This is a genomic window from Actinocorallia aurea (assembly GCF_054783995.1).
In genome coordinates this window covers 195,656-220,207 of the sequence record NZ_BAAGPQ010000012.1, presented here as the reverse complement: position 1 = coordinate 220,207, position 24,552 = coordinate 195,656, and the positions used below count along the sequence as shown (strand labels likewise).

Genomic DNA, 24,552 nt, shown 5'->3' with positions numbered 1-24,552 from the left:
CGGCGGCCGGCGCCGCCCGCGTTCGCGGGCCGGGCGGTCAGGTGACGGTGACGGGGTGGGCCACCACGGCGCCGAACTGGTAGCCGAGGGTGTTGTGGGGGGCGGTGGCGGGCTGGACCGTGCCGTGTTCGTCGGTGGCTCGGGCGCGGAGGGTGTAGGCGCCGGGGGCGGGCTCGCGCCAGCGGAAGCGCCAGCGCTGCCAGGCGGTGGCACTGTGGGACCTTTCGAGGTCGGCGTCGTGCCAGGTGAGGCCGTCGGTGCTGATCTCGACGCGGCTGATGCGGCCCGCGCCGGACCAGGAGCGGCCGTGCAGGACCTCGGTGCCGCCCGCGGTCAGGGTGGCGTTCCAGGGGAGTTCGAACGCGCTCTTGACGTTCATGACGGTGAGCGGGGCGCCGCCCTCGGGCGGGTAGGACTCGCCGAACATCCGGTAGAAGGTGGTGTTCCAGGGCGAGAACAGCGGCTCGTTCGCGACCTGGATGTCGCCGAGCCACTTGATCGACGCGATGCCGACCCAGCCGGGCACCACGAGCCGCACCGGGAACCCGTGGTCGGGCGGCAGCGGCTCCCCGTTCATCTCGTAGGCGACGAGGACGTCTTTCAGCGCCTTCTCCACCGAGAGCGGACGGCGGACCTTGCCGAGGTTCACGCCCTTGTCGAGGTAGTCGGGGTCGAGGCCGGAGGGGAGCACGTCGACGGCGTCGTGGGTGAGCCCGGCCCGCCGCAGGAGCGTCGACAGCCGGACACCGCGCCAGCGCGCCACGCCGACCGCGCCGAGCTTCCACCCAGTGCCGGAGACGGTCTGGCCCTGCTGGGAGGTGAAGAAGCTGCGGCCGTTGCCGGTGCACTCGATCGAGGAGACGACGGTCTCGCCCTTGAGCGCTCGCAGGTCGGCCAGGCTCAGCTCCAGCGGCTTGCGGACGCCGCTGCCCCAGATCCGCAGCCGCCACGCCGCGGCGTCGATGGTCGGGGTCGAGACGTGGTTGCGGACGAAGAAGCGCTCGTTCGGGGTGAGGAAGCCGAGGCCGCGGACCGCGTCCCATCTCATCTCGGCGTTGGTGCCGAACACCGTGAACCACTCGGGCGGCAGCGGCTTCACGATCGGCCCGGCGGCCCGCGCCGCCGTGGCCGTGCCGCCGACCGCCGCCAGCCCCGCCGCCGCTACCGTCCCCGTCAGCATCCCGCGCCGCGACAGCTCGGCGAACTGCCCGGCCCGTACCCGCTCGTACACGCGCTCATCGGTCAGATCCATGCCGCGATCCTGATCACCCGCGCGGGCAATGTCAACCAATACGGTCGATTAAATTGATTTGCTCCTCGTAGCATCGGGGGATGGCACCCGCACCCCTGACCAACTGGGCAGGCAACGTCACCTTCGGCGCGACCGCCGTACACCGGCCGGAAACGCTCGACGAGCTGCGCCGGACCGTCGCGGGAAGCCGGCGGATCCGCGCGTTGGGCAGCGGGCACTCCTTCAGCGCCGTCGCCGACACCGACGGCGACCTGGTGCGGCTCGACGGGCTGCCCCCGACCGTCGAGACCGACCCCGGGCGCGGCACCGCGACCGTCGCCGCGGGCCTGCGCTACGCCGAGGTCGCCGCCGCGCTGCACCGGGAGGGCCTGGCCCTGGCGAACCTCGCCTCACTGCCGCACATCTCCGTCGCCGGATCGGTCGCCACCGGCACCCACGGCTCCGGCACCGCGCTCGCCTGCCTGGCGGCGGCCGTCTCGGCGATCCGGCTCATCGGGCCGGAGGGCGACGTCGTCGAGATCAGCCGCGCGGACGACCCCGACGTCTTCCCCGGTGCGGTCGTCGCGCTCGGCGCCCTCGGGGTCGTCACCCACCTGAGCCTGGACGTCGAGCCGTCCTTCGACGTCGCGCAGCACGTCCGGGTGGGCGTCGGCCTCGACGAGCTCACCGCGGGTTTCGACGAGGTCTTCGGCGCCGCCTACAGCGTGAGCGCGTTCACCGACTGGCGGACCTCCGAGGCGCGGATCTGGCTGAAGCGCCGCACCGACGACGGCGTCCCCGCGTGGGACGGCGGCCGTCCCGCCGACACCGAGCTGCACCCGGTCCCCGGGATGCCCGCGGGCAACAGCACCGCGCAACTCGGGGCGTCCGGCCCCTGGCACCAGCGGCTTCCGCACTTCCGCCCCGACACCACGCCGAGCGCCGGCGACGAACTCCAGTCGGAGTGGCTCCTGCCCCGCACGGCGGCGGCCGAGGCCATCACCGCGGTCCGGACGCTCGCCGACCGGATCGCCCCGGTGCTGCACATCTCCGAGATCCGCACCGTCCGGGCCGACGACCTGTGGCTGAGCCCCTCCTCCGGCAGGGACAGCGTCGCCCTGCACTTCACCTGGATCAGGAACGCGGAAGCCGTCCTCCCCGTGATCGCCCTCCTCGACGACCTGCTCATGCCCAGGGCCGCCCGCCCCCACTGGGGCAAACTGACCACCGCCTCCCCCACCGCCATCGTCTCCGCCTACCACCGCGCCCCCGATTTCGCCGCCCTCCGCCACCGCCTCGACCCCACGGCGAAGTTCACCAACGCCTACCTCGAACACCTCTTCCCCGCCCCGTGACGCCCGCGAGCCGACTCCGGAAGGATGCGGGAGCGGGCATTCCGCGACCCGGCCCCTTCTTCTCGTCCGCCTCGGTGCAGGTCGCCCGGTCGGGGCCGTGGGCCCACCGCACGCCGACGTGGCGGAGGCGGCGCGGACGCCGCGCGACGAGCAGTTCCGCGAGCCGGTCATGGAGGCCGCGGCCGCGCTGCTCGCCGAGGTCGGCTACCTCGACATGACCATCGACGCCCTGGCCGCGCGGGCCGGCGTCGCCAAGAAGACGATCTACCGCTGGCGGGCGCACAAGGCGGCGATCGCCGCGGACGTCGTCGTCGCCCGCGGGGCCGTCCACCCGGTGCCCGACCTCGGCGACACCCGGGCCGAGCTGCGCGTCGTCTTCGACCTGGGGATCGCCTACGCCACCGAGGGGATCAACGAGATCACCGCGGTACTCGCGGCCGCCGTCGGCGACGACCCTGAGGTCCCCCGCCGGATCCGCGAGGGGCTCATCGCACCGCGCCGCGACCTCGCCCTCGACGGCCACGTCCCGCGCCTCGCGGCCTGAGCCCGCCCCGGCTCCCCCTCCCCAACGGCAGCCTCGAAACTCGTGGTTTCCATTCAACCTGTCGAGTCCGGCGGCCCCGCGACGCCGGTCACCGCGATGCCGGTGTGCACCACAGCTCAGGATGGCGGTGCAGGTCCCGGTAGACCTCGCCGACGCGGGCGGCGCCGCACTGACGAGCGCCGCCCTCACCTGGCCGGCTCGCACCGCCGAGGCCGACAGATGGCCGCGTAGCTCCTCGCGGCGACGATCATTTGCCCGCTGGAGAGCGCGCTGGTCCGCGACTGGACGATCACGGGGGACCGGGGACGCGCGAACCGCCCCACGGCCGGGGGCGGTGAGGCGGGGAGGTGGCGGCGGTGGTCAGGCGAGCGAGTCCAGGTGGCGGAGGGCGATCGCGTACGACGTGAGGAGGGAGGTCTCGGTGTAGGGGAGGCCGAGGGACTCACAGTGGGCGCGGACCAGGGGCTGGGCCTTGTGCAGCGCGGGGCGGGGCAGGGCCGGGAACAGGTGGTGCTCGATCTGGTAGTTGAGGCCGCCGAGCATCCAGTCGGTGACGGCCCCGCCGCGGATGTTGCGCGAGGTGAGGACCTGCTTGCGCAGGTGGTCCCAGTCGTCGTCCGGGCCGGGCATCGGCATGCCCTTGTGGTTCGGCGCGAACGCGGCGCCCAGGTGCAGGCCGAACAGCGCCTGGTGCAGTGCCATGAAGGCCAGCGCGACGGGCACGGGCAGCAGCAGGAACGCGGCGCCGAAGTACAGGACGTGGTGCGCAGCCAGCAGGAGCCCCTCGGTGCGGCGCTCGCCGGCGGGCCGCTCCTTCAGCGTCTGGACGCTCGACACCTGAAGGGCGATCCCCTCCAGCGTCGTGAGCGGGAAGAACAGCACCGCCTGGTTGCGGGTCAGCCAGCCGATGAGGCCGCTGGTCCTGCCGACGGCGTCCTCCTTGGTGAAGACGAGGGCGCCCGCGCCGATGTCCGGGTCCTTGCCGACGTGGTTGGGGTGGGCGTGGTGGGCGTTGTGCTTGTGGTTCCACCAGCCGTGGCTGAGACCGAGCATGAGGTTGCCGAGGAACAGCCCGAGCCGCCGGTTGCCCTGGGCCGTGGCGGCGATCTGCTTGTGGCCCGCGTCGTGCCCGAGGAAGCCCATCCTGGCCGAGAGCAGCGCGGCGGGCACCGCCAGCGGCAGCGCCCACCAGCCCCCGACGGCCCCCGCGGCGGCCCAGACCGCGATGGTCGCGAGCGTCGTGAAGGCGATCGAGCGGCCGTAGTAGGCGGTGCGGCGCTCCATGAGCCCGCTGGCCCTGACCTGACGGGCCAGCGGAGTGAAGTCGCTGCCGGTCCGCGGTGCTACGAGGGTCTCGGTCAAGGTCTCTCCCGGGTCGTCGGTGCGTCGGTCCTGACGCTAGGCAGCGCCGCGCCGATCCCGGATCCCCCACCCGAGCCACCCCCCTCCTGGCTCCCAGGTCTCTATCGCCCGAGAACCCCGCCCTGTAATGGGCGGATGGGACAGGTCACCCCGAAGGGGCACGACAGCGGCCTTCAAGCCTCACTACGCTCTGGGGCATGAGCGTGCACCATGCGTTGGGCCATCCCCTGGACGCGGTCGTCGCCGTGCTGCGCGCCCCGTCCGAGCCCGACCGCCTCACCTTCTGGCCGGAGCGGGCGCGTCCCCGGCTGGCGATCGTCCTCGCCGTCGTCCCGCTCGCCATCGGGCTGACCGGCGGGTCGATCGCCCTCTACGCCGGGCTGCACAGCGTCACCGCCGACCTCGCCTGGCCGCTCGGCGTGCTGCAGTGCCTGCCGGTGCTGGCCGCGCCGCGCTGGCCGGTGCCCGCGTGGCGGGCCGCCATGGTCGGGATGCTGTGCGGCACCGCCGTGGGCGGCACCGCCACGTTCATGCCGTGGCCGGTGACGTCGCTGCTGGCGCTCGTCGCGGTGCTGTTCGCGGTGGGCGCGGGCTCGGACCGGCCCAAGCCGCTGGGCGCGGGGCTCGTCACCGTCTTCGTGATCGTGGCCGTGCCGCTCTGGGTCGGCCGGCTGGAGTCCTGGTTCGGGCTGATCCTCGCCGGCATCGTGCTGCTCGCGCTGGCGTTCGGCGACGCCGTGGGCGGCCGGTACCTCGCCGAGATGCGGCTGGCGCTCCAGGACGAGCGGCACCGGCGCGACCAGGCGCTGAACGCGGTCCTGGAGGAGCGCTCCCGGATCGCGCGGGAGCTGCACGACGTCGTCGCCCACCACATGTCGGTGATCGCGCTCCAGGCCGAGGCCGCGCCGTACAAGATCCACGACCTGCCGGAGCCCGCCCGCGAGACGTTCGCGCTGCTGCGGGACGAGGCGCGCAGCGCGCTGACGGAGACCCGGAGGGTGGTCGGCCTGCTCCGCGCCGGATCGGAGGCCGCAGAACGGGCCCCGCAGCCGGGCGCGGACCGGATCCCCGAGCTGCTCGACGCGCACGAGGGGCTGGCCGTCACGCTCACGGTCACCGGATCACGCCGGACCCTGCCCGACGCCGTCGACCTGTCGGCGTACCGGATCGTCCAGGAGGCGCTGAGCAACGCCGCACGGTACGCGCCGGGATCCACGGTCGAGGTCGAGGTCCACTACGGCGAGCACGAACTGCGCCTCGAGATCCGCGACGACGGCGCCAAGGTAGAACCGCAGCCCGCGAACGGAGGACATGGCCTGCTCGGCATGCGCGAACGCGTCGCCATGCTCGCCGGCTCGCTCGCGACCGGCCCCCGGCCCGAGGGCGGTTGGGCGGTGGCCGCCGAACTCCCCTACGATGGCCGACATGATCCGGGTGGTGATCGCTGACGACCAGGTGATGATCAGGGACGGTCTCGCCGCGCTGCTGGACTCCGATCCCGAGATCACCATCGTCGCGCAGGCGGGCGACGGCCAGGAGGCCGTCGAGCTCTCCGCCGAACTCGCGCCCGACGTCGTGGTGATGGACATCCGGATGCCCCGCATGGACGGGCTGGCCGCCACCGCGCTGATCGCCTCCGAGACGGGGCCGCACGTCCTCATCCTCACCACGTTCGACCTCGATGAGTACGTCTACGAGGCCCTGGGCGCGGGCGCGTCCGGCTTCCTGCTGAAGGACGCCCCCGCGCACGACCTGATCCACGCCGTGAAGATCGTGGCGTCCGGCGACGCCCTCCTCGCCCCGTCGGTGACCCGCCGCCTCATCCGGGACTTCGCGCGGCGCCGCCGCCACGAACGCCCCAGGACCAACGCCGCAGACGGTCTCACCCCCCGCGAACTCGACGTCCTCCGCCTCATCGCCCGGGGGCTGTCCAACACCGAGATCGCCGGTGAGCTCTTCCTCGCCGAGCAGACCGTCAAGACCCACGTGGGCCACATCCTCACCAAACTCCACCTCCGCGACCGCACCCAGGCCGTCGTCTTCGCCTATGAGAACGGCATCGCGGGCTGAGGCTCGGCGGGGGTTCAGCCGCGGGTCAGGGGGCGGATGAGGACTTCCTGGGTGACGGAGGCGACGAGGTCGCCGGCGCGGGTGTAGAAGGTGCCGTGTGCGAGGCCCCGGGTGGCGGCGTAGCTGGGGCTGCGGGTGTCGAACAGGAGCCAGTCGTCGAGGGAGAACGGGCGGTGGAACCAGACGGCGTGGTCGAGGGAGGACAGCTGGAAGGGGGCCAACGGGTCGAGGCGGCCCAGGAAGGCGGTGCCCGCGAGGCCGATGTCGGAGGTGTAGGTGAGGGCGCAGACGTTGCGGAGGTGGTCGTCGCCGAGGGGGTGTCGGGAGCGGACCCAGATCTGGCGGCGCGGCTCGTCGGCCGAGGAGGACACGTCGTTGAAGCGGATCTCCAGGGAGCCCGCGTAGGCGCTCCACCGGGAGGGCGCCGGCTCGGCCTCCTCCGGCGGCACCGTCTCCGGCATGGGCTGCTGGTGGGCCGGGCCCGGCTCGTCGCCGTGGAAGGAGGCGGACAGACCGAAGATCGCCTCGCCGTCCTGGACGGCGACCACCCGCCGCGTGGTGAAGGCCCTGCCGTCGCGGACCCTGTCGACGCTGTAGACGATCGGCTGGTCGCTGCGCCCACCGCGGATGAAGTACCCGTGCAGCGAGTGCACGAGCCTGCCTTCGGGCACCGTCCCACCCGCCGCGACCAGCGCCTGCGCGGCCACCTGCCCGCCGAACGCCCGCTGCGGCGACCCCTGGTGGCACCGCCCCCGGAACAGGTCGGCCTCCAGCCGCTCCAACCGCAGGGTCTCCTCGAAGCCCATCCCCTCCGCCGCCACCCGAACCCCTCTCCTCCGAGCCGATCACCGGCCACTCGCGCGCCTAAGCAGTAGCACAGGCCGCGCGCCGCCCCCTCCGCGGCCCTCCCGCAGCCCGCTCACCGCGCCCCTCGACGAACGGCCCGCCGACCGCCGCGCCGATGCGCCGGTGAGGATCCCGAGGCTCACCCGGAAGGTACCGCGGGCCTCCGACAGGATCGGGGGCCCGCGGTGGACGGCGGTCCGGGGTTCGGTCAAGTGCGGCGCAGGACCCGGCCGGCGCGGACGCCGGTCGGGACGCCGTCCACGAAGGCGGGGCTGCCGTTGACCACCACGTGGTCGATGCCCTCGGCGTAGGCGAGGGGGGCCGCGTAGGTCGCGCGGTCGGTGACGGCGGCCGGGTCGAAGACGACGAGGTCGGCGGCCAGCCACTCCGCGACCCGGCCCCGGTCGGTGAGGCCGAGGCGGGCCGCGGGCAGCGACGTCATCTTCCGGACCGCCTCGGCGAGCCCGAAGACCGAGCGCTCTCGGCTGTAGTGGGCCAGCGCGCGGGCGAACGTGCCGTAGTGCCGCGGGTGGGGGTGGCCGCCCGCGACGGTGTCGAGGTCCCAGCCGTCGCTCGCCACCGCGCTTCCCGGGTGGCCGAGGGCGAGGGTGACGTCGTCCTCGTGCATCGAGTGGTCGACGATGAACACGAGGGCCTGGTGCGCGGCCAGGACGCGCAGCATCGCCTCGGCCGGGTCGACGCCCTCGGCCGCCGCGATCTCCGCGATCGACGCGCTCGTCCGGTCGCTGTAGGGCCCTTCGGGGAGCGCGGCGATGACGATGCCCTCGGGCAGGAGGGTGCGGCCGAAGCGGGCGCGCACGTCGGCGGCGATGCGCTCGCGGGTTTCGGGGTCGGCGAGGCGTTCCAGCAGCGCGTCAGGGCCGCCGTCCATCGCCCAGATGGGCAGCCGGGCGGTCAGCCGGGTCGAGGACGCCGTGTAGGGGTAGACGTCGGTAGCCACGTCGACGCCTTCGGCTCGGGCCTGCTCGATCAGCTCCAGCGCTCGCCCTACCTTCCCGTGGTTGGCGGGCCCGACCGCCTTCAGGTGGGAGATCTGGAGGCGGACGCCGCTGCGCCGGGCCGTGTCGAGCGCCTCTCCTATGGAGTCGAGGAGACCGTCTCCCTCGTCGCGCATGTGCGTGGCGTACAGCAGGCCGTGTTCGCGGGCCACCTCCGCGAGCGCGACGACCTCGTCGGCGTCTGCGTAGGAGCCGGGCGCGTAGATCAGCCCGGTCGAGAGCCCGAAAACGCCCTGTCCGGCGGCCTCGGCGAGGAGCCCGCGCATCGCGGTGATCTCCTCCCCCGTCGCCACCCGCTGCGCGGACCCGATGACCGTCGCGCGCAGCGACCCGTGCCCGACGAGGGCGGCAAGGTTGACCGCCGGTTCCGCGCCTGCGATGTGCTCGGCGTACGAGGCGAAGTCCGGGTATCCGACCCCGGTGGGCACGGTGTCGGTCCCGGTCCGGTGCCCCGACGGGAACGGCGACTGCCCGCAGTTCCCGGTGACGAGGGTCGTGACGCCCTGGTGCAGGGCTCCGGGCGCGGCAGGGAAGAACCCGAGGGTGAAGTCGGCGTGCGAGTGCAGGTCGATGAACCCGGGCGTGACGACCCTGCCCCGGGCGTCGAGTTCGCGTTCCGCGGTGGCGTCCGACGGCGTCTCGCCGACGAACACGATGGTCTCGCCGGCGACGCCCACGTCGGCGCGGCGCGCGGCGCCGCCCGTTCCGTCGAGGACGATGCCGCCGCGGACAAGGAGATCGAAGCGCATGGGGGATCTTTCCGTGGCTCAGGTCAGCAGGGTGAGGATGGCCGCATACATGACGGCGCCGGGGATGAGGACGGCCCACCCGACGAGCAGCAGCGTGCGGAGCCGGGTCGCCTGGGCGACGCCGAGCGCGACGACCTGGTTCGGGTTGGGGAACGGCCCGTAGGTGTCGGCCTTGGAGCCCCACATGAACACGACGGCCCAGGCCGAGGACGAAAGCCCGACGGCCTCGCCCAGCGGGCCGAAGATCTGGTGGATGAGCACGATCTGGGCGGCGGTCGCGCCGGGCACCGCCACCCAGCCGAGGAGGGCGACGACGAGGGCGAAGGCGTAGGCGGACAGTCCGTTGAGGTGGCCGCTGAGCTCGTCCATCAAGATGGCGTAGGGGTCCAGGACGGTGATGAGGTCGAACAGGACCGCGAGCATCCAGAACAGGGCGACGACGCCCAGCATGCGGCGGAACCCGTCCCAGAAGGCGGCGAGTCCCTCGCGGGCGGGTACGCGGGCGGCGACCACGGTGACGATCGTCATGATCGGCAGCGCGGCGATCGGGAACAGCGCCCCTGCCCGGGTGACGGAGGCGGCGACGACGGCGACGGCCAGGGCCGCGCTGAAGGCGACGGCGGCGCGTCCGGCGGTCGCGGGCAGGTCGTCGGCTTCGCCCGGTCCGTGTTCGGCGTCGTAGGCGTCGCCTCCGTCGCGTCCGCTGGAGCGCTGGATGCGGGGCAGGACGAGGACGGCGACCGCGTACGAGAGAATCGCCAGCGGCAGCCCGCACACGAGCAGGAAGCGCGGGTAGGACAGGCCCGTCGCGTCGAAGATCGCGATGTTGGCCGGCGAGAAGGGCGCGACGGCGAGCCCTCCCGCCGCGCCGAGGAACAGCGCGGTGGCCGCGGTGGAGCGGGTGAGCCCGGCCCGCGCGGCGACCGGCACGGCCAGCGGGGCGATGACGGCCAGGGCCCCGGCGAGAGTGCCGAGTGAGAAGACGAGGACGAGGGCCGCCGTCATGAGGCCGAGCGCGATGGCCAGCAACCCGTCGCCGGGGAAGAGCCGCAGGACCCGCCGGACGATGAGCGCCGCGCCGCCGGTGCGGCGCAGGACCTCGCCCAGCCCGGAGCCGAGCGCGCACAGGACGCCGATGAAGAACACCGAGTCGCCGAAGGCGCTGCCGAGCGCCGTCGCGGTGTCGACGAGGCTCAGTTGGGCCAGGAGGAGTCCGCTCAGCAGGGCGACGGCGGTGGACGCGACGAGGTTCAGGCCGCCGATGGCCAGTGCCGCGTACACGCCGATGGGCAGCAGCCCCCAACTGGTGGGGGCTTCGGCCGTCAGCCCGGCGGCGAAGGAGACGACCAGGAGGACGACCGAGACGCCCAGCTGGATCCGGCCGCGGATGGTCGGGGGCGGCGTGAGGGTCAGCGCCACGGGGAGGCCTCCAGGGCGAGCAGGTCGTCGGCGTGGTCGGCACCGGATTCGAGGAGGATCTCGGCGAGGGTCTGTTCTTCGCGGATCGTGGCGAAGCGGACGTCGGACGCTGAGGTGGTGAAGCCATGAACGGCGGGCCGGGTGACGTTGTTGTAGGACCAGTGCGCGGTGAAGGCGTAGCCTCCGGTGTCCAGTAGGGTGATCAGGTCGCCGGGTTCGAGCTCGGGCAGCGGCCTGTCCCGGGCGACGAGGTCTCCGGCGAAGCACAGCGGGCCTGCCACGTCATGGCCGATCTCCGGGGTGTCCTTGCGGAGTCCTTCCGCGGTGTGGGCCGCGATCCGCAGCGGCCATGACTCGGGCATGAAGACGGTGCGGGTCGCGAGGTGGCCGCCCGCGTGAGTGAGGGCGACGCGGCGGCCCCCGACGTCCTTGACGTACTCGACGACGGCGACGGTGAAGCCGTTCTTGGCGGTGAGGGAGCGGCCGAACTCGGTGATGAGCTCGTAGCGGCCGTCGAACAGCCCGGGGACGCCCTCGCGCAGCCAGGAGACGTGGTCGGCGTGCGTCGGGGACATCGTCTCCCCGTCGAAGTCGACCGGGAGACCTCCGCCGATGTCGAGGCCGGTGACGCGGCGGGTGCCGGCGAGCGCGTTGATCTCCTCGGCGAGGTCGTAGGCGGCCCGGACTCCTGCGGTGATCAGCTCGGGCGGGCAGCCCTGGGAGCCGACGTGGACGTGCAGCCGGGTCAGCCACGGGTAGGCGTCGAACGCGTCGATGACCGCTCGGCGGGCGCCGGGATCGGCGAGCGGGGCGCCGAACTTGGACGTCTGCGACGCGGTGCTCATCGCGGCGATGGAACCGGCGCCGACCTGCGGGTTGAGGCGCAGGCCGAGCGTCGACGCCGACGGCGCCTCGGCGAGGAGCGCGTCGATCCGCGCCAGTTCGGCGAGGTTGTCGGCGTTGACGGCGACCCCGAGTGCCAGCGCACGCACCAGTTCCGCCCGGGTCTTGACGGGCGAGTCCAGCACGATCCGCTCCGGCGCGAAGCCCGCGGCGACGGCCAGGGCCAGCTCGCCGGGGCTCGCCACCTCGCAGCCCAGACCCGCATCTGCCAGCAGCCGCAGCACCGGGACGAGCGGCGTGGACTTCGCTGCGAACGCGTGCAGGACGGGGACGTCCCCGAAGGCCGCCTTGAGATCGGCGACGGTGGTCAGCAGGCCGTCCACGTCGATGAACCCGGCGGCGGGATGATCGGGGCCGATCAACCCCGCCCGGACTGCCGCCTGCAGGACTCGGTCCCTGCGGCTCGGGTCGGTCGCGGGATGACCGACATCGGCGGTGGCCTGCACGTGCGCTCCCTCGGTGGTGGCGGCGAATTCGCGCCAGCATCGACCACGTCCCAGCCGAACCGGCCAGATTGCCGGTATTCGCCACATGAACCCGCCTCCGTGCACCCGTCCGACCCGGATACCGCCACCTATCGCAGTATTCCGCCACAGTTCCGTCCATCGCCGCCAGGACGCGCGGTTCGGGGCATCGACGGGACTGCGGTCCCTGGCTCCCGGGCGCTCGAGCGGGCTGGAATCACCGCATGGGAATTCGGCTGCTGCGGGAAGGGACCGGCGCGCTCGGCGGGAGGAGGCTCGCGGTGGCCCTGGCGCTGTGCGGGTCGTGCGTCGCGGGATGCGGCGGATCGCCTTACCGCGATCTCGCCCCGTACCAGGAGAAGACGCCCACCTCGGCGCCGGGGCACCGCTCCGTCGGCCTCTCCGAAGAGGCGGGCGGGCTCGTCAAGGTGCCCGGCCGCGCTCCGCACCACCTCACCGGGGACCTGCCGGGCACCGTCACCAAGGTGGTCACCGGGTACTACCGACTGCCGTCGGTCGCGGAGGACGCGAGCACGGCGCGGCTCACCGCCGTGATCGCCGTCGAGACCGACGCCGCCCCGCGCGGCGACGTCCGCCTGCCCGACGTCTACAACGACCTGATCGGCCGCCTGTCCGGCGGCCACACGAACGACGACCTGGGGCACGTCTCCGACATGGACCCCGGACCCCTCGGCGGCGTCGCCGAATGCGGCTACTCCCCGGTCCGCGCGGACGAGATGATCTGCGCCTGGTACGACGACGAGACCGCCGGCGCAGCCTCCTTCCCGAACCTCACCACCACCGCCGCCGACGACTTCCTCGAGAACAGGGAGTTCAGCGCCGTCTGCCGCGCTTTCCTCGCCCTCCGCCAAGCCCTGGAGCACTGACCGCGGAGCTTAGGCGGGGGGCTCCTCGGCGAGGACCGCGAGGGCCGCGGAGGTCCGGTGGAACTCCGTGTCGCCCAAGAGGGCGCGGAGGGAGGCGTTGAAGGCGTCGATCGTGGGGCGGGCGGCGTCCAGCGCGGCGGTGCCCTGGCCGGTCAGGTGCAGGGAGACGGCGCGATGCTCGGCGGGGTGGGGGCGGCGCGCGAGCAGGGCCGCGGCTTCGAGGCGGCCGACGAGCGCGGTGACGGCCGACTCGCGCAGGCCGAGGACCCGGGCGAGGCCCTGCTGGGTGATCCCAGGCTCGTCGTGCACCGCGAACAGGGCCCCGAGCTGCGCGGTGGTGATCCCCGCGGCGTCCTTGCAGCGGCGGTCGGCGTCCGTGCGCAGCCGGTGGGCGGCGCGCTGGAGGAGGAAGTACAGGCGGTCGTCCGGTGCGGGCATACCGGGATCTTGACAGACGCGGCGGCCCGTCGCATATCCTCACTTCACTAGTGAAGTGAAAACGGGAGGGCAGGCCCATGGACCCGATGGCGTTCGCCGAGTCAGTGCTCGCCGCACAGCCGTTCAGCAAGCTCATCGGCACCCGGATCGTCGCGTTCGGCGACGGCGAGGCGGTGCTCGAACTCGACATCCGCGACGACCACCGCCAGCAGAACGGCCTCGTCCACGGCGGCCTGCTCAGCTACCTCGCCGACAACGCCCTGACGTTCGCCGCCGGCGCCGAAGTCGGCGGCAACGTCCTCACCTCAGGCTTCACCATCGACTACCTGCGCCCCGCCGTCACCGGCACCCTCCGCGCCGAAGGCAGAGTCGTCCGCGCCGGGCGCACCCGCATAGTCACCCGCTGCGAGATCTTCACCCTCCCCCCGGACTCCACCCCCGCCCTCTGCGCCGTGGCCCAAGGCGACATAGCGGTCCTCTCCCCCACCTGATCTCTTGCTCGCCGCGCCCTGACTCCCCTCTCCGCCCAGGCCCTGGGGACCCGTCGATCCGCGAGGAGGAAAGGGGGGAGGAGTGGGGCGGGCGTGACCTTCGGTGGGAAGGAGGGTCAGAGGGGGCGGATGGAAGAGACGTCGCGGGATCGGATCGTCGGGGCGGCGACCCGGCTGTTCGCCGTGCTGGGATACGACCAGACCGACAGCGCGCTGATCGCGGAGACCGCGGGGGTGCCGGTCGAGGAGGTGCGGCGGGAGTTCGGGGACCGGCGGACCCTGTACGTCGAGGTGTTCCGGCGGCTGCAGGCTGCCGAGTGGCGGTTGCTGCGCGCCTACACCGAGGGCGGGGTGGACCGGGAAGGGGCCCACAGGTTCATCGACGGGTACATCGACTTCTCCCTGGAGCACCCCGAGCACGCCGCCCTGTGGACCCAGCGCCGGATGAACGACGCGGCGGACCTGCGGGAACTGGAGACCGAGTTCGTCGTCCCGCAGACGAACGCGTCGCTGGAGGCGTTCTCCGCGCTGTTCGACGACGGCGTCGATCCCGAGCTGATGATCTGGTCCGTCACGTGGATCATCCAGGCCTTCACCCTGGCGGGCCTGCCCGGCGCCGCGGACCGGGCCGGGCCAAGGTCCGTCGCCCGCTTCCGCGCGCACCTCCACACCCTCGTCGACCAGATGCTGCGGTAGTCAGAGGTCGATGAGGTAGCGGCGCACGTCCGCGGCGGAGCCCGGTTCGAGGACGCCGCCGCCCCGCTCGATCGTTTTCGCGGAGGCGGTGTTGCCGGGCTCGCAGACCAGGAGCACCCGACGCATGCCGAGCGCGCGGGCCTCGTCGAGCATCCGGCTCAGCGCCCAGGCGGCGAGGCCGCGGCGGCGTGCGGACGGGCGGACGCCGAAGCCGATGTGGCCGAGGAGCGCGGCGCGCGGGTCGCTGTCGGCGCGCAGCGCGATCCCGCCGAGCACACGACCGTCGGCGACGATCCACCGGTGGGTGATGGCCGAGGCGTCCAGCCGCGCCACCCACGCCGCGAAGCCCTCCGGCGAGCCGACCTCGTCGTCCGGGCCGAGGCCGAAGCCGTCCTCGTGCGCGCCCGGCCCCCACTCCAGGTGGGCGTCGAGCCAGGCGGCGTACATCCGGACGTCGGGGGGGATCAGCTCCGGCACGCCTCAAGCCTAGGCGATCGCCAGGTTCGCCGACCCCGGGAAAGTTCCCGACACAGTGTCGGTATCATTCCGACATGTTGTCGATAAGACTTGAGAGAGCCGGGAGCCGCAGATGTTCCTAGCTCTGCGTGAATTGCGCTACGCCCGGGCGCGTTTCGGGCTCGTGGGCGCCGTGGTGGCGCTCATCGCGGCGCTGATGGTGCTGCTGTCCGGGCTCGCCGACGGCCTCGTCGACGACGGGGTGTCCGGCCTGAAGCGGCTGCCCGTCACGTCGTTCGCCTTCGAGGAGGGGGTGCAGCACGACGCGGCCTTCACCCGCAGCGTCGTCGACACGGCCGACTCCAAGGTGTGGGCCGGACGGGAAGGGGTCGCCGACGCCGCGCCGTTCGGGCTGTCCCTCGCCAACGCCGAGAGCGACGGCGGCGTCGAGATCGACTTCGCGCTGTTCGGCGTCGAGGCCGGCTCGTTCCTCGCCCCGCGGCCGGCACGCGGCGCGGGGCTCGGCGCCGCCGACGGCATCGTCGTCAGCCCCACCGCGCTGGAGGACGGCCTCGCGCTCGGCGACACCGTCACCCTGGACCGGATCGGCACCCGTCTGAAGATCGTCGGCGTCCTCGACGCCCAGCACACCTTCGGCCACGTCGACGTCGCCTACCTCCCGCTGCGCGCCTGGCAGGAGGTCCAGGCCGGTGTCCGCCCCGGCGAGCAAGCCGCCCCGCGCGTTTACACGCAGGCCACGGCGATCGCGGTGCGCGGCCCCGGCGCGGACCTCGCCGCCGCCGACCGGGCCGCGGGCACCGAGAGCCTCACCCTCCGGGAGTCCTTCGCCGCCTCCCCCGGCTACAGCGCCGAGACCTCGACGCTCCTGCTCATCGAGGTGTTCCTCTACGCGATCTCCGCGCTCGTCGTCGGCGCCTTCTTCACCGTCCTGACGATCCAGCGCAGGCAGGAGATCGCCGTGATGCGCGCGATGGGCGCCCCCACCCGTTACCTCCTGCGCGACGCGCTCGCCCAGGCCGTCATCCTGCTCGTCGCGTTCGTCGCGCTGGGCGTCGCGGCCGGGGTGGGGCTCGGGGCCTTCATGGACGGGAGCGGCGTCCCGTTCCGGTTGGCGGCCGGCTCCGTCGCGGGCGCGGCGGGCCTGCTCGTCGTGCTCGGCACGGTGGGCGCGCTGCTCGCCGTCGTCCGCATCGCCTCCGTCGACCCGCTGAACGCACTGGGAGGAGCACGATGAGCGCGGCACAAGGCACCGGACTCGTCATGCGGGGCGTGTCCCTGCTGCTCGGCGACGGCGAGGACCACGTCCAGGCACTCGACGAGGTGGACCTCACGGTCGCGCCCGGCGAGTTCGCCGCCGTCGTCGGCCCTTCGGGCGCGGGCAAGTCGAGCCTGCTGGCCGTCGCGGGCGGCCTCACCACGCCGACGTCCGGGACGGTGACGGTCGCGGGCCGCGACCTGCTCGCCGGATCGCGACGGGCACGGGCACGGCTGCGCCGCGAGGAGATCGGGTTCGTGTTCCAGTCCGGCAACCTCATCCCGGCGCTCACCGCGGCCGAGCAGCTGGAGCTCCCCGCCCGCTGGGGAGCCGGTCGCGGCCCGCGCCCCGACGCCCGGGAGCTGCTCGCCGACCTCGGGCTGGCCGGCAAGACCGACCGGCGGCCCGACCGGCTGTCCGGCGGCGAACGCCAGCGCGTCGGCATCGCCCGCGCCCTGGTGACCGCGCCCAGCCTCGTCCTCGCCGACGAGCCGACCGCGGCGCTCGACCGGGCCCGCAGCCACGACGTCGTCGCGCTGCTCGCCCGCGAGACGCGCGCCCGGGGCGTCGCCGCGCTCATGGTGACGCACGACCTGGACGTCCTTGCGCACTGCGACACCGTCTACGAGATGATGGACGGGAGCCTGAAGCGCGCCGAATGAGAGGAGCCCCGTGCCGAAGATCCAGGCGGCCACCGTGGCCGAGCACCGCGCCCGGCGGCGCCGTGCCCTCCTGGACGCGGCGCGGGCCATCCTCGCCGAGACCGGCGGCAAGGAGCCGCCGGCCCTCGGGGCGGTCGCCGAGCGGGCGGGGCTGGCGCGCTCCAGCGTCTACCAGTACTTCAAGTCCCGCGACGCGCTGCTCGCCGCCCTCATCGAGGACATGTTCCCGCAGTGGACGGCCTACGTGAACGCCCGCATGGACGAGGCCGACGGCGACGGCGCCAGGATCCTCGCCTACGTGGACGCCAACCTCCACCTCGTGGCGACGGGCGAGCACGCGATCGTCCAGGCCCTGGCGACCCTCGCCGACAGCGAACTCGTCATGCGCTCCAGCGGCGCCCTCCACGAAGGCCTCCGCACCCCCCTCGTCGCCGCCCTCACCGCCCACGGCGCGGCCCACCCCGAGGAGACCGCCGACCTCCTCCACGCCCTCGTCCTCCGCACCGGCCGCATGATCGAAGAGGGCCTCCCCGAACCCACCGCCCTCTCCCTCATCCACGACCTCCTCACCCCCTACCTCCACCCCACCCCCTGACGGCCTCCGCGTCGGCGACCGCGCCGTCCGGACTCCGCTGCGCGCTGAACAGCCGGACGGGCTCCGCGCTCGGCTCGACGCCGTACCGAGCGACCTTCCCGCCACCGGGTTCCGCCCCGGGGAGGACCGCTCAAGGCTCCGCACCCTGGGATCGTCTTTTCATGTCGGCTCTCGCTGTTCGGGCTTTCTGTCAACGCCTGCCGTGACCGGCGTTGGCTCGCGTCGGCGGTCAGGGGGTGGTGAGGGTCTTGTGGAGGCGGTGGGCTTCCTTGGCGGTGCGGGAGGTGCGGGGGGTGGCGGTCCAGGGGGTGAGTTCGGGGATCGGGGTGCGGATGCCGTGGTGTTCGGCGGTGTCGGCGGCGAGGGCCAGCAGGGGGCCCAGGCCCGGTGGGGTGGGGCCGGTTTCGGGAAGGATGCGGGGTAGGGCGGCGGCGTACAGGGGCCAGAGGTGGGCGCCTGCGCGTTGGGCTTCGGCCAAGGACTTGACGACTCTGGACAGGACGATGTCGGCAGACAGGGTCAGTTCCGCGAGGAGGTCGCCCATGTCCGAGGCGGGGAGCGCGTCTTGGGCGGCGAAGGAGAGCAGCGCGTCGAGGGCCGCGGCGCGGTCGGCGGCGTGGGAGGAGGCCAGGGCGAGGAGGAGGACCGCGGCGGTGGCGCGGCCGGTGGGGCCCGTCGCGTCGGCGAGCGCGAGGACGGTGTCGCCCTGGCCGTGCCGCCACTCCGGCCAGGCGGGCGCCTGGGCGAGGAGGTGCGCCGCCACGAGTTCGCGGTGCGAGGGCAGCACCGACGCCCACCGCTGCGTGGGCCTGCCGAGGATCCGCTTCTTCACCTCACTTCCGGTGAACGAGGCGAGTAGGCCCGCCCAAGCCACTTCGGAGCGGCACTCGCCCACCACGCTCAGCCTGGCGGCCTCGGCGACCCGCGGTGGAGGCGCCCACGGGGAGACCTCTCGCGGCAGCCGCACCACCGCGTACTCCAGGCAGGGGTCGGCGAACCCGCCGGACGCGATCCACGACCGTGCCGCGGCGGCGGCGGGAGAGCCCGACCCGGCCGGCATGGCCCCCTCGGAGATGCCGCGCGGCAGCCGCAGCAGGGCCTGCGCCAGGTCGTGCTCGCCCGGTTCCGCGCCCGCCTCCTCCAGCAGCCGCAGCCGCGCGGCGAACACCTCGGGATCCACGTGGCCGGTCGGCTCCGTGGGCGTCGCGAGGAGGGCGGGCTCGCCGAAGTGCCCGGCGGCCTCCAGGCAGCGCAGGCGGAGCAGCTTCGCGGGAGCCGGCTCGTCCCTCTGCTCGGCCCGCTCGACCAGCCTCCGCCGAACGGGCTCCGCACGGTCGGCCAGCAGCAGGCAGACGACGATGTGCAGGTGCGGAAGGTGTTCGGCGTACCGGTCTTCCAGAGCCCAGGGGCGCTTCCACTCGGCGAGTGCCCCGCGGGCCGCGGGACCGTGCACGACGAGCCCCTGGAGCAGTCGCTCGTGTTCCTGCCAGGGCTCCTCGCGGAACGCGTGCAGGTAGGAAGACAGCTCCGCGACGAGTTCGGCGGGCGAGTCGATCGGCGGATCGAGTTCGCGGGGCGCCACCGGATGCAGGACGGGGGTCTGCGCGGCGACGGGCTCGGCCGCGCCGCCGTACGCCGCGACGATCTTCGCCCGGAGCGGGCCGGTGAGTTCCGCGGCCGCGCCGCGCACCGCCTCGGCCGTCAACGGGTCGGCGGCCGGGGCGTACTTGACGGCCAGGCGCACCGCGCGTTCGCGGGTGTCGGCGTGGTCCACCGCGAAGGCGGCGGCGGCCAACGCGACGACTGTGCCCGCGCGGCCGCGGGCGGTCCTGTCGAGCCAGCCGAGGGTCTCGGTGAGGAATTTGCGCTCAGGCCGGAACAGCATCGCGTGCCCGACCTCGGCGACGATCGCGGGCGCCAAAGGCTCCGCGGCGTCCACTGCCCGCACCTGCGCGAAGGCCGCCGCGGCGACCGACGGCACCGCGGTGGGCAGCAGCCGCACATAGTCGCGCACCCGGGCGGCCGACTCCTCGGCGGTCGGCGCGAGCCGCTCGTGCAGCCTGACGAACCAGGCGAGTCCCCGGGTGTCGCCTCCCCGCAGGAACCTCCGCACGCAGGCGTCCAGCAGGAACGCCCGGTCGAGCCCTCCGACGAGTTCCTCGGCGAGGTTCAGGGCGCGCTCCCCCTCGCCGGTCCCGGGCTCGGGGACGGGCGCCTTCTCCGTGAGAAGCGGGCCCATGCCGTCCACCTCGAACAGGGCGGGTGCGAGGGTCGCGAAGAAGGGGTCGTCCGCCGCCCGCGAGTTCTCGCGCCACAGCAGCCAGCCCGCGACGAACGCGTCGCCCGTCGGGGGCGCCTCCGCCTCTTCGCGCAGCAGGCCGGCCACGATGTCCCACGTGGTGCGGTCGCCCCACGCGGTGATCTCGCCGAACCGCAGCCGCGCCGCCAACCGGGCCGCGAGGTCGAGCCGCCACGCCCGCGGCCGACGCGCCAGCACCTTCAGCACCGACGCGGACACCTCGGCGGCGCCGTCGTCCCACTGGCGCAGGTCGCGCCGGGTCAGCCAGGCCGCGGTCGCCGCGGCCCCGCCCAGGCAGCCCGCGCCCGCCGTCTTCAACGCCCCGGCCCGGCAGTCGCCTCCCCAGGAGTCCAGCCGCAGCGACCGCAGGAAACCGGGAAGCGCGCTGGCCGCCTCTCTGCGGCCCCGGTCGTCGAGGCCGAGCACGCGTTCGGTGACCTGCACCGCCTTGCGCCGGTCCCTGGCCCGAAGCAGGGCCTCCAGCTCGTCCCACACTGCCATTGCTCTCTCCTGCCGCCGGGGGAAGGCACGTCTCGCGACCGGGCGTCCCGCGCAGCACGGTAGCGACGGGCACCGACATACACGGAACGGTCTCGCCCGGCCCCGGACGCCCCGAGCGGTTATCCACAGGGCGAGCGAAACGCGTCACGCGCGCATCACTTGCTGTGATCTCATGAGGGCGGGTGGCATGGCTCGGGGAGGTGCGCGGTGCGGGGGAATGCCTGGTCGGAAAAGGTCCGGTCGGAAAAGGTCCGGTCGGCGAAGGTTCGGTCGGCGAAGGTTCGGTCGGGAAAGGCTTGGCGGGAGACGGCCGTCTGGGTTCTGGTGGCCGCGGTCGGGGCCGCGGCGTGGGCGGTGCTGGCGCTGGCGCGAGGGGAGAGGGTGTCGGCCGCGTGGATCCTGTTCGCGGCCGTCGCCTCGTATGCGATCGCCTACCGGTTCTATGCCCGGTTCCTCACCTATCGGGTGCTGCGGCCGGATGACGCGCGAGCCACGCCGGCCGAGCTGAGGAACAACGGGATCGACTTCCATCCGACGGACCGGCGGGTGCTGTTCGGGCACCACTTCGCGGCGATCGCGGGGGCGGGGCCACTGGTCGGGCCGGTCCTCGCCGCGCAGTGGGGGTACCTGCCGGGAACCCTGTGGATCATCGTCGGCGTCGTCTTCGCCGGGGCCGTCCAGGACCTCGTGGTGCTGTTCTTCTCGATGCGGCGCAGCGGCCGCAGCCTCGGCCAGCTGGCGCGGGACGAGATCGGCCCCGTCGGCGGGGTCGCCGCGCTCGTCGGCGCGCTGGCCATCATGGTGATCCTGCTGGCGGTGCTGGCCCTCGTCGTGGTGAACGCGCTGGCGCACTCGCCATGGGGCGCCTTCTCCATCACGATGACCCTCCCCATCGCCCTGCTCATGGGCTGCTACCTGCGCTACGTGGGCTACGGCAGGGTCCTTCAGACCTCGTGCGCGGGCGCGGCGCTGCTCGTCCTGGCGGTGGCCGCAGGGAGTCGGGTCGCCGAGTCCGGGTGGGCCTCGGCGTTCACCTGGTCCCCCGAGACGCTCACCCTCGCCCTCATCGGATACGGCTTCGTCGCCTCGGTGCTGCCGGTGTGGATGCTGCTCGCGCCACGCGACTACCTGAGCGCGTTCATGAAGATCGGCGTCGTGGCGATGCTCGCGGCCGGCATCCTGCTGGCCCGGCCGGATCTGCGGACCGAGGCGTTCACGTCGTTCGCCTGGACGGGCGACGGCCCGGTCGTGGCCGGCGCGCTGTTCCCGTTCGTCTTCATCACGATCGCGTGCGGCGCGCTGTCCGGCTTCCACGCCCTGGTGTCCAGCGGCACCACCCCGAAGCTGCTGGAGAAGGAGTCCCAGGTCCGCGTCATCGGGTACGGCGGCATGCTCACCGAGTCCTTCGTCGCGGTGATGGCCCTGATCGCCGCGTGCGTCATCGACCCGGGACTGTACTTCGCGATGAACATGCCGGCCTCCGCGCTCGGCCCGACCCTGGAGTCGGCGTCCCAGGCCGTCGCGGGCCTCGGGTTCACGATCACGCCCGAGCAGCTCGCGGGGGCCGCCGAGTCCGTCGGGGAGAGCACCCTCGTCGCCCGGACGGGCGGGGCCCCCACCCTCGCGGTCGGGATCGCCGACATCTTCGCGTCGGTCGTCGGCTCCAAGGCGTTCTGGTACCACTTCGCGGTCATGTTCGAGGCCCTGTTCATCCTGACGACGGTCGACGCGGGCACCCGGATCGGCAGGTTCATGCTCCAGGACACCGTCGGCAACGTGTGGAAGCGGTTCGGCGACGTCAGTTGGAAGCCGGGCGTGTACCTGTCGAGCGCGGTCGTCGTCGGCGCCTGGGGGTGGTTCCTGTGGGCGGGCGTCAAAGACCCGCTCGGCGGCATCAACCAGCTCTTTCCGCTGTTCGGCATCGCCAACCAGCTCCTCGCCGCCATCGCCCTCATCGTCTGCACGACGCTGCTCATCAAGACGGGCCGCGCCCGCTACGCGTGGGTGACGCTGGTGCCGCTCGCCTGGGACGTCGCGGTGACCCTCACCGCGTCCTGGCAGAAGGTCTTCTCCAGCGACCCGCGGATCGGCTTCTTCGCCCAGCGCGACCTCTACCGGGACGCCCTCGACGCGGGCAGGACCTCGCTCGGCAACGCGAAGTCCACGGCGGCGATGGAGCAGGTCGTCCTGAACTCGACGGTCGACGGGGTCCTCGCGGCGTTCTTCGCGCTCGTGGTCCTCGTGATCCTCCTCGACGCGATCCGCGTCTGGATCACCGCGCTGCACCGCCGCACGTCGACCACGACCGAGGACCCCTACGTCCCCTCCCAGCGGTGGGCGCCGTCCGGGCTGATCCCGACCCGCGCCGAGCGCGAGCGCATGAAGTCCGAGCCATGATCGTCCGAGCCATGATCGCCCGAGCCGCCCTGCGCCGCGCGGCGCCGTGGCTCCGCTCCTTGTGGCGGCTGCTCCGGGAGTTCACCGGCGACAGCGCCTACGAGCGGTACCTGGCGCATCGCGCGGTCGCCCATCCGGGCGAGCCCGTCCTGTCGGAGAAGCGGTTCTGGCGGCTGCGCACCGACTCCCGCCCGTCCTCGGGCTGCTGCTGACGCGGACGGACGCGGACGGTGACAAGGTCCTGTCCAGACCGTCACGTTGCATGAAAATTCATTGAGGTGCATAATCAAGCCGTGTCCAAAGTACTGACCTCCCTGCCCGCCGGCGAGCGCGTCGGAATCGCCTTCTCCGGGGGCCTCGACACCTCCGTGGCCGTCGCGTGGATGCGCGACAAGGGCGCCGTGCCCTGCACCTACACCGCCGACATCGGCCAGTACGACGAGCCCGACATCGGCTCGGTGCCCGGCCGCGCCAAGCAGTACGGCGCGGAGATCGCCCGGCTGGTCGACTGCCGGACCGCCCTCGTCGAGGAGGGCCTGGCGGCCCTGGCCTGCGGGGCGTTCCACATCAGGTCCGGCGGCCGGGCCTACTTCAACACCACCCCCCTCGGCCGCGCCGTCACCGGCACCCTGCTGGTCCGCGCGATGCTCGAGGACGGCGTGCAGATCTGGGGCGACGGGTCCACCTACAAGGGCAACGACATCGAGCGGTTCTACCGCTACGGCCTGCTGGCCAACCCCGCCCTGCGGATCTACAAGCCGTGGCTGGACGCGGACTTCGTCGGGGAGCTCGGCGGCCGCAAGGAGATGTCGCAGTGGCTGCTCGCGCACGACCTGCCTTACCGGGACAGCGTGGAGAAGGCGTACTCCACCGACGCCAATATCTGGGGCGCCACCCACGAGGCCAAGGCCCTGGAGCACCTCGACACGGGCATCGAGATCGTCGAGCCGATCATGGGCGTCCGGTTCTGGGACCCCGCCGTCGAGATCGCCCCCGAGGACGTCACGATCGGCTTCGAGCACGGCCGACCGATCACGATCAACGGCCGCAAGTTCGACTCCGCGGTCGAGCTGGTGCTGGAGGCCAACGCCATCGGCGGCCGCCACGGCCTCGGCATGTCCGACCAGATCGAGAACCGGATCATCGAGGCCAAGAGCCGCGGCATCTACGAGGCGCCCGGCATGGCGCTGCTGCACGCGGCCTACGAGCGGCTGATCAACGCGATCCACAACGAGGACACGCTGAGCTCCTACTACGCCGAGGGGCGGCGGCTCGGCAGGCTGATGTACGAGGGCCGCTGGTTCGACCCCCAGGCGCTGATGCTGCGCGAGTCGCTGCAGCGCTGGGTCGGCACCGCGGTCACCGGCGAGGTCACCCTGCGGCTGCGCCGCGGCGAGGACTACACGATCCTCAACACCTCCGGGCCGGCGCTCAGCTACCACCCGGACAAGCTGTCCATGGAGCGCACCTCCGACCCGGCGTTCGGGCCGCTGGACCGCATCGGCCAGCTCACCATGCGCAACCTCGACATCGCCGACTCCCGCGCCAAGCTGGACCAGTACGCCGGTCTCGGCCTGGTCGGCAACGCCCACCAGGCGCTGATCGGCGCCGCCGCCGCGGGCCCCAACGGCCTGATCGGCACCCTGCCCGAGGGCTCCGCCGAGGCCATCGCCTCCGACGGCAACCCCCCGCTGGCCGAGCAGCCCCTCGACCGCGCCGCCATGGAGTTCGGCGCCGACTGACCGAGCTCCACCCGCGCCGACGGACGACGAAGCGCACGACCTGAGGGAAGGGCCGCACGGCTTATCGCCGTGCGGCCCTTCTTCATGTGCGGGGAAACCTCGTTCGCCTGGTCAGGCCACGGCCGGAGGCGGACGTGAAAGAAGCTCACC

At 73.2% G+C, this 24,552-nt stretch carries 22 protein-coding genes; 13 read left to right on the top strand and 9 right to left on the bottom strand.

Features of this window, described 5'->3' with window-relative positions; translation table 11 throughout:
* Positions 1-37 precede the first annotated feature (37 nt).
* A complete protein-coding gene (locus ACYVOM_RS13490) occupies positions 38-1,252 on the bottom strand; it encodes a sulfite oxidase (RefSeq protein WP_460303662.1) in 1,215 nt (404 codons plus the stop codon).
* A gap of 80 nt (positions 1,253-1,332) precedes the next feature.
* Between ACYVOM_RS13490 and ACYVOM_RS13485 the strand changes: the two genes are divergently transcribed.
* Both ACYVOM_RS13485 and ACYVOM_RS13480 read left to right on the top strand, forming a co-directional pair.
* Entirely contained in the window at positions 1,333-2,586 is a 1,254-nt protein-coding gene (locus tag ACYVOM_RS13485; RefSeq protein ID WP_460303661.1) for a D-arabinono-1,4-lactone oxidase, read from the top strand.
* 97 nt (positions 2,587-2,683) lie between these two features.
* Positions 2,684-3,130 (top strand): TetR family transcriptional regulator, encoded by a 447-nt coding sequence (locus tag ACYVOM_RS13480; protein WP_460303660.1) that lies wholly within the window; start codon positions 2,684-2,686, stop codon positions 3,128-3,130.
* A 360-nt stretch (positions 3,131-3,490) separates the two neighbouring features.
* On the opposite strand, the gene ACYVOM_RS13475 is transcribed toward ACYVOM_RS13480, so the two are convergent.
* Positions 3,491-4,492: a fatty acid desaturase family protein gene (locus ACYVOM_RS13475; protein ID WP_460303659.1), complete on the bottom strand. Its 1,002-nt coding sequence runs from the start codon at positions 4,490-4,492 to the stop codon at positions 3,491-3,493.
* 197 nt (positions 4,493-4,689) lie between these two features.
* Here ACYVOM_RS13475 and ACYVOM_RS13470 point away from each other — a divergent pair, with 197 nt between their 5' ends.
* Together ACYVOM_RS13470 and ACYVOM_RS13465 are read left to right on the top strand one after the other, a co-directional pair.
* Entirely contained in the window at positions 4,690-5,940 is a 1,251-nt protein-coding gene (locus ACYVOM_RS13470) for a sensor histidine kinase (RefSeq protein WP_460303658.1), read from the top strand.
* Positions 5,918-6,562 carry a response regulator gene (locus ACYVOM_RS13465; RefSeq protein ID WP_460303657.1) on the top strand — a complete coding sequence of 215 codons (645 nt, stop codon included), beginning with the start codon at positions 5,918-5,920 and terminating at the stop codon, positions 6,560-6,562. The genes ACYVOM_RS13470 and ACYVOM_RS13465 overlap by 23 nt, the downstream gene beginning before the upstream one ends.
* A gap of 14 nt (positions 6,563-6,576) precedes the next feature.
* Here ACYVOM_RS13465 and ACYVOM_RS13460 read toward each other — a convergent pair whose 3' ends face one another.
* The 4 genes from ACYVOM_RS13460 to ACYVOM_RS13445 all read right to left on the bottom strand — a co-directional run bounded on the left by ACYVOM_RS13460 (position 6,577) and on the right by ACYVOM_RS13445 (position 11,944).
* On the bottom strand, positions 6,577-7,383 hold the full coding sequence (locus ACYVOM_RS13460; protein ID WP_460303656.1) for an acyl-CoA thioesterase: 807 nt from the start codon (positions 7,381-7,383) through the stop codon (positions 6,577-6,579).
* 233 nt (positions 7,384-7,616) lie between these two features.
* Complete coding sequence (locus ACYVOM_RS13455) at positions 7,617-9,176, bottom strand: N-acyl-D-amino-acid deacylase family protein (RefSeq protein ID WP_460303655.1); 1,560 nt, start codon at positions 9,174-9,176, stop codon at positions 7,617-7,619.
* 18 nt (positions 9,177-9,194) lie between these two features.
* The gene (locus ACYVOM_RS13450; RefSeq protein WP_460303654.1) at positions 9,195-10,595 is read right to left on the bottom strand and encodes a Na+/H+ antiporter NhaC family protein; all 1,401 of its coding nucleotides are present in this window, start codon (positions 10,593-10,595) and stop codon (positions 9,195-9,197) included.
* Positions 10,586-11,944, bottom strand: a complete 1,359-nt coding sequence (locus tag ACYVOM_RS13445) for a type III PLP-dependent enzyme domain-containing protein (protein ID WP_460303653.1) — start codon at positions 11,942-11,944, stop codon at positions 10,586-10,588. Before ACYVOM_RS13445 ends, ACYVOM_RS13450 begins: the two co-directional genes overlap by 10 nt.
* Positions 11,945-12,186: 242 nt before the next feature.
* On the opposite strand from ACYVOM_RS13445, the gene ACYVOM_RS13440 reads away from it, so the two are divergent.
* A complete protein-coding gene (locus ACYVOM_RS13440; protein WP_460303652.1) occupies positions 12,187-12,849 on the top strand; it encodes a hypothetical protein in 663 nt (220 codons plus the stop codon).
* A 9-nt stretch (positions 12,850-12,858) separates the two neighbouring features.
* On the opposite strand, the gene ACYVOM_RS13435 is transcribed toward ACYVOM_RS13440, so the two are convergent.
* Positions 12,859-13,287: a MarR family winged helix-turn-helix transcriptional regulator gene (locus ACYVOM_RS13435; RefSeq protein ID WP_460303651.1), complete on the bottom strand. Its 429-nt coding sequence runs from the start codon at positions 13,285-13,287 to the stop codon at positions 12,859-12,861.
* A gap of 77 nt (positions 13,288-13,364) precedes the next feature.
* Between ACYVOM_RS13435 and ACYVOM_RS13430 the strand changes: the two genes are divergently transcribed.
* Positions 13,365-13,778 (top strand): PaaI family thioesterase, encoded by a 414-nt coding sequence (locus ACYVOM_RS13430; protein WP_460303650.1) that lies wholly within the window; start codon positions 13,365-13,367, stop codon positions 13,776-13,778.
* A gap of 129 nt (positions 13,779-13,907) precedes the next feature.
* A complete protein-coding gene (locus ACYVOM_RS13425; RefSeq protein ID WP_460303649.1) occupies positions 13,908-14,474 on the top strand; it encodes a TetR/AcrR family transcriptional regulator in 567 nt (188 codons plus the stop codon).
* On the opposite strand, the gene ACYVOM_RS13420 is transcribed toward ACYVOM_RS13425, so the two are convergent.
* Positions 14,475-14,951 carry a GNAT family N-acetyltransferase gene (locus ACYVOM_RS13420; RefSeq protein ID WP_460303648.1) on the bottom strand — a complete coding sequence of 159 codons (477 nt, stop codon included), beginning with the start codon at positions 14,949-14,951 and terminating at the stop codon, positions 14,475-14,477. It lies immediately after the preceding gene.
* A 112-nt stretch (positions 14,952-15,063) separates the two neighbouring features.
* Between ACYVOM_RS13420 and ACYVOM_RS13415 the strand changes: the two genes are divergently transcribed.
* From ACYVOM_RS13415 to ACYVOM_RS13405, 3 genes are read left to right on the top strand one after another with little or no spacing between them, the layout of a single operon-like run.
* Positions 15,064-16,185 (top strand): ABC transporter permease, encoded by a 1,122-nt coding sequence (locus ACYVOM_RS13415; protein WP_460303647.1) that lies wholly within the window; start codon positions 15,064-15,066, stop codon positions 16,183-16,185.
* Positions 16,182-16,868, top strand: a complete 687-nt coding sequence (locus ACYVOM_RS13410) for an ABC transporter ATP-binding protein (RefSeq protein ID WP_460303646.1) — start codon at positions 16,182-16,184, stop codon at positions 16,866-16,868. The genes ACYVOM_RS13415 and ACYVOM_RS13410 overlap by 4 nt, the downstream gene beginning before the upstream one ends.
* Positions 16,869-16,878: 10 nt before the next feature.
* Complete coding sequence (locus tag ACYVOM_RS13405; protein ID WP_460303645.1) at positions 16,879-17,463, top strand: TetR/AcrR family transcriptional regulator; 585 nt, start codon at positions 16,879-16,881, stop codon at positions 17,461-17,463.
* A 229-nt stretch (positions 17,464-17,692) separates the two neighbouring features.
* Here the strand turns inward: ACYVOM_RS13405 and ACYVOM_RS13400 are convergent, their stop codons facing one another.
* Positions 17,693-20,263 carry a hypothetical protein gene (locus ACYVOM_RS13400; RefSeq protein WP_460303644.1) on the bottom strand — a complete coding sequence of 857 codons (2,571 nt, stop codon included), beginning with the start codon at positions 20,261-20,263 and terminating at the stop codon, positions 17,693-17,695.
* A 324-nt stretch (positions 20,264-20,587) separates the two neighbouring features.
* On the opposite strand from ACYVOM_RS13400, the gene ACYVOM_RS13395 reads away from it, so the two are divergent.
* The 3 genes from ACYVOM_RS13395 (at position 20,588) to argG (ending at position 24,402) form a co-directional block, all read left to right on the top strand.
* Positions 20,588-22,660 carry a carbon starvation CstA family protein gene (locus ACYVOM_RS13395; protein ID WP_460303643.1) on the top strand — a complete coding sequence of 691 codons (2,073 nt, stop codon included), beginning with the start codon at positions 20,588-20,590 and terminating at the stop codon, positions 22,658-22,660.
* Positions 22,661-22,671: 11 nt separating this feature from the next.
* The gene (locus ACYVOM_RS13390) at positions 22,672-22,872 is read left to right on the top strand and encodes a YbdD/YjiX family protein (RefSeq protein WP_460303642.1); all 201 of its coding nucleotides are present in this window, start codon (positions 22,672-22,674) and stop codon (positions 22,870-22,872) included.
* An 81-nt stretch (positions 22,873-22,953) separates the two neighbouring features.
* The gene (gene argG / locus ACYVOM_RS13385; protein ID WP_460303641.1) at positions 22,954-24,402 is read left to right on the top strand and encodes an argininosuccinate synthase; all 1,449 of its coding nucleotides are present in this window, start codon (positions 22,954-22,956) and stop codon (positions 24,400-24,402) included.
* Positions 24,403-24,552 lie beyond the last annotated feature (150 nt).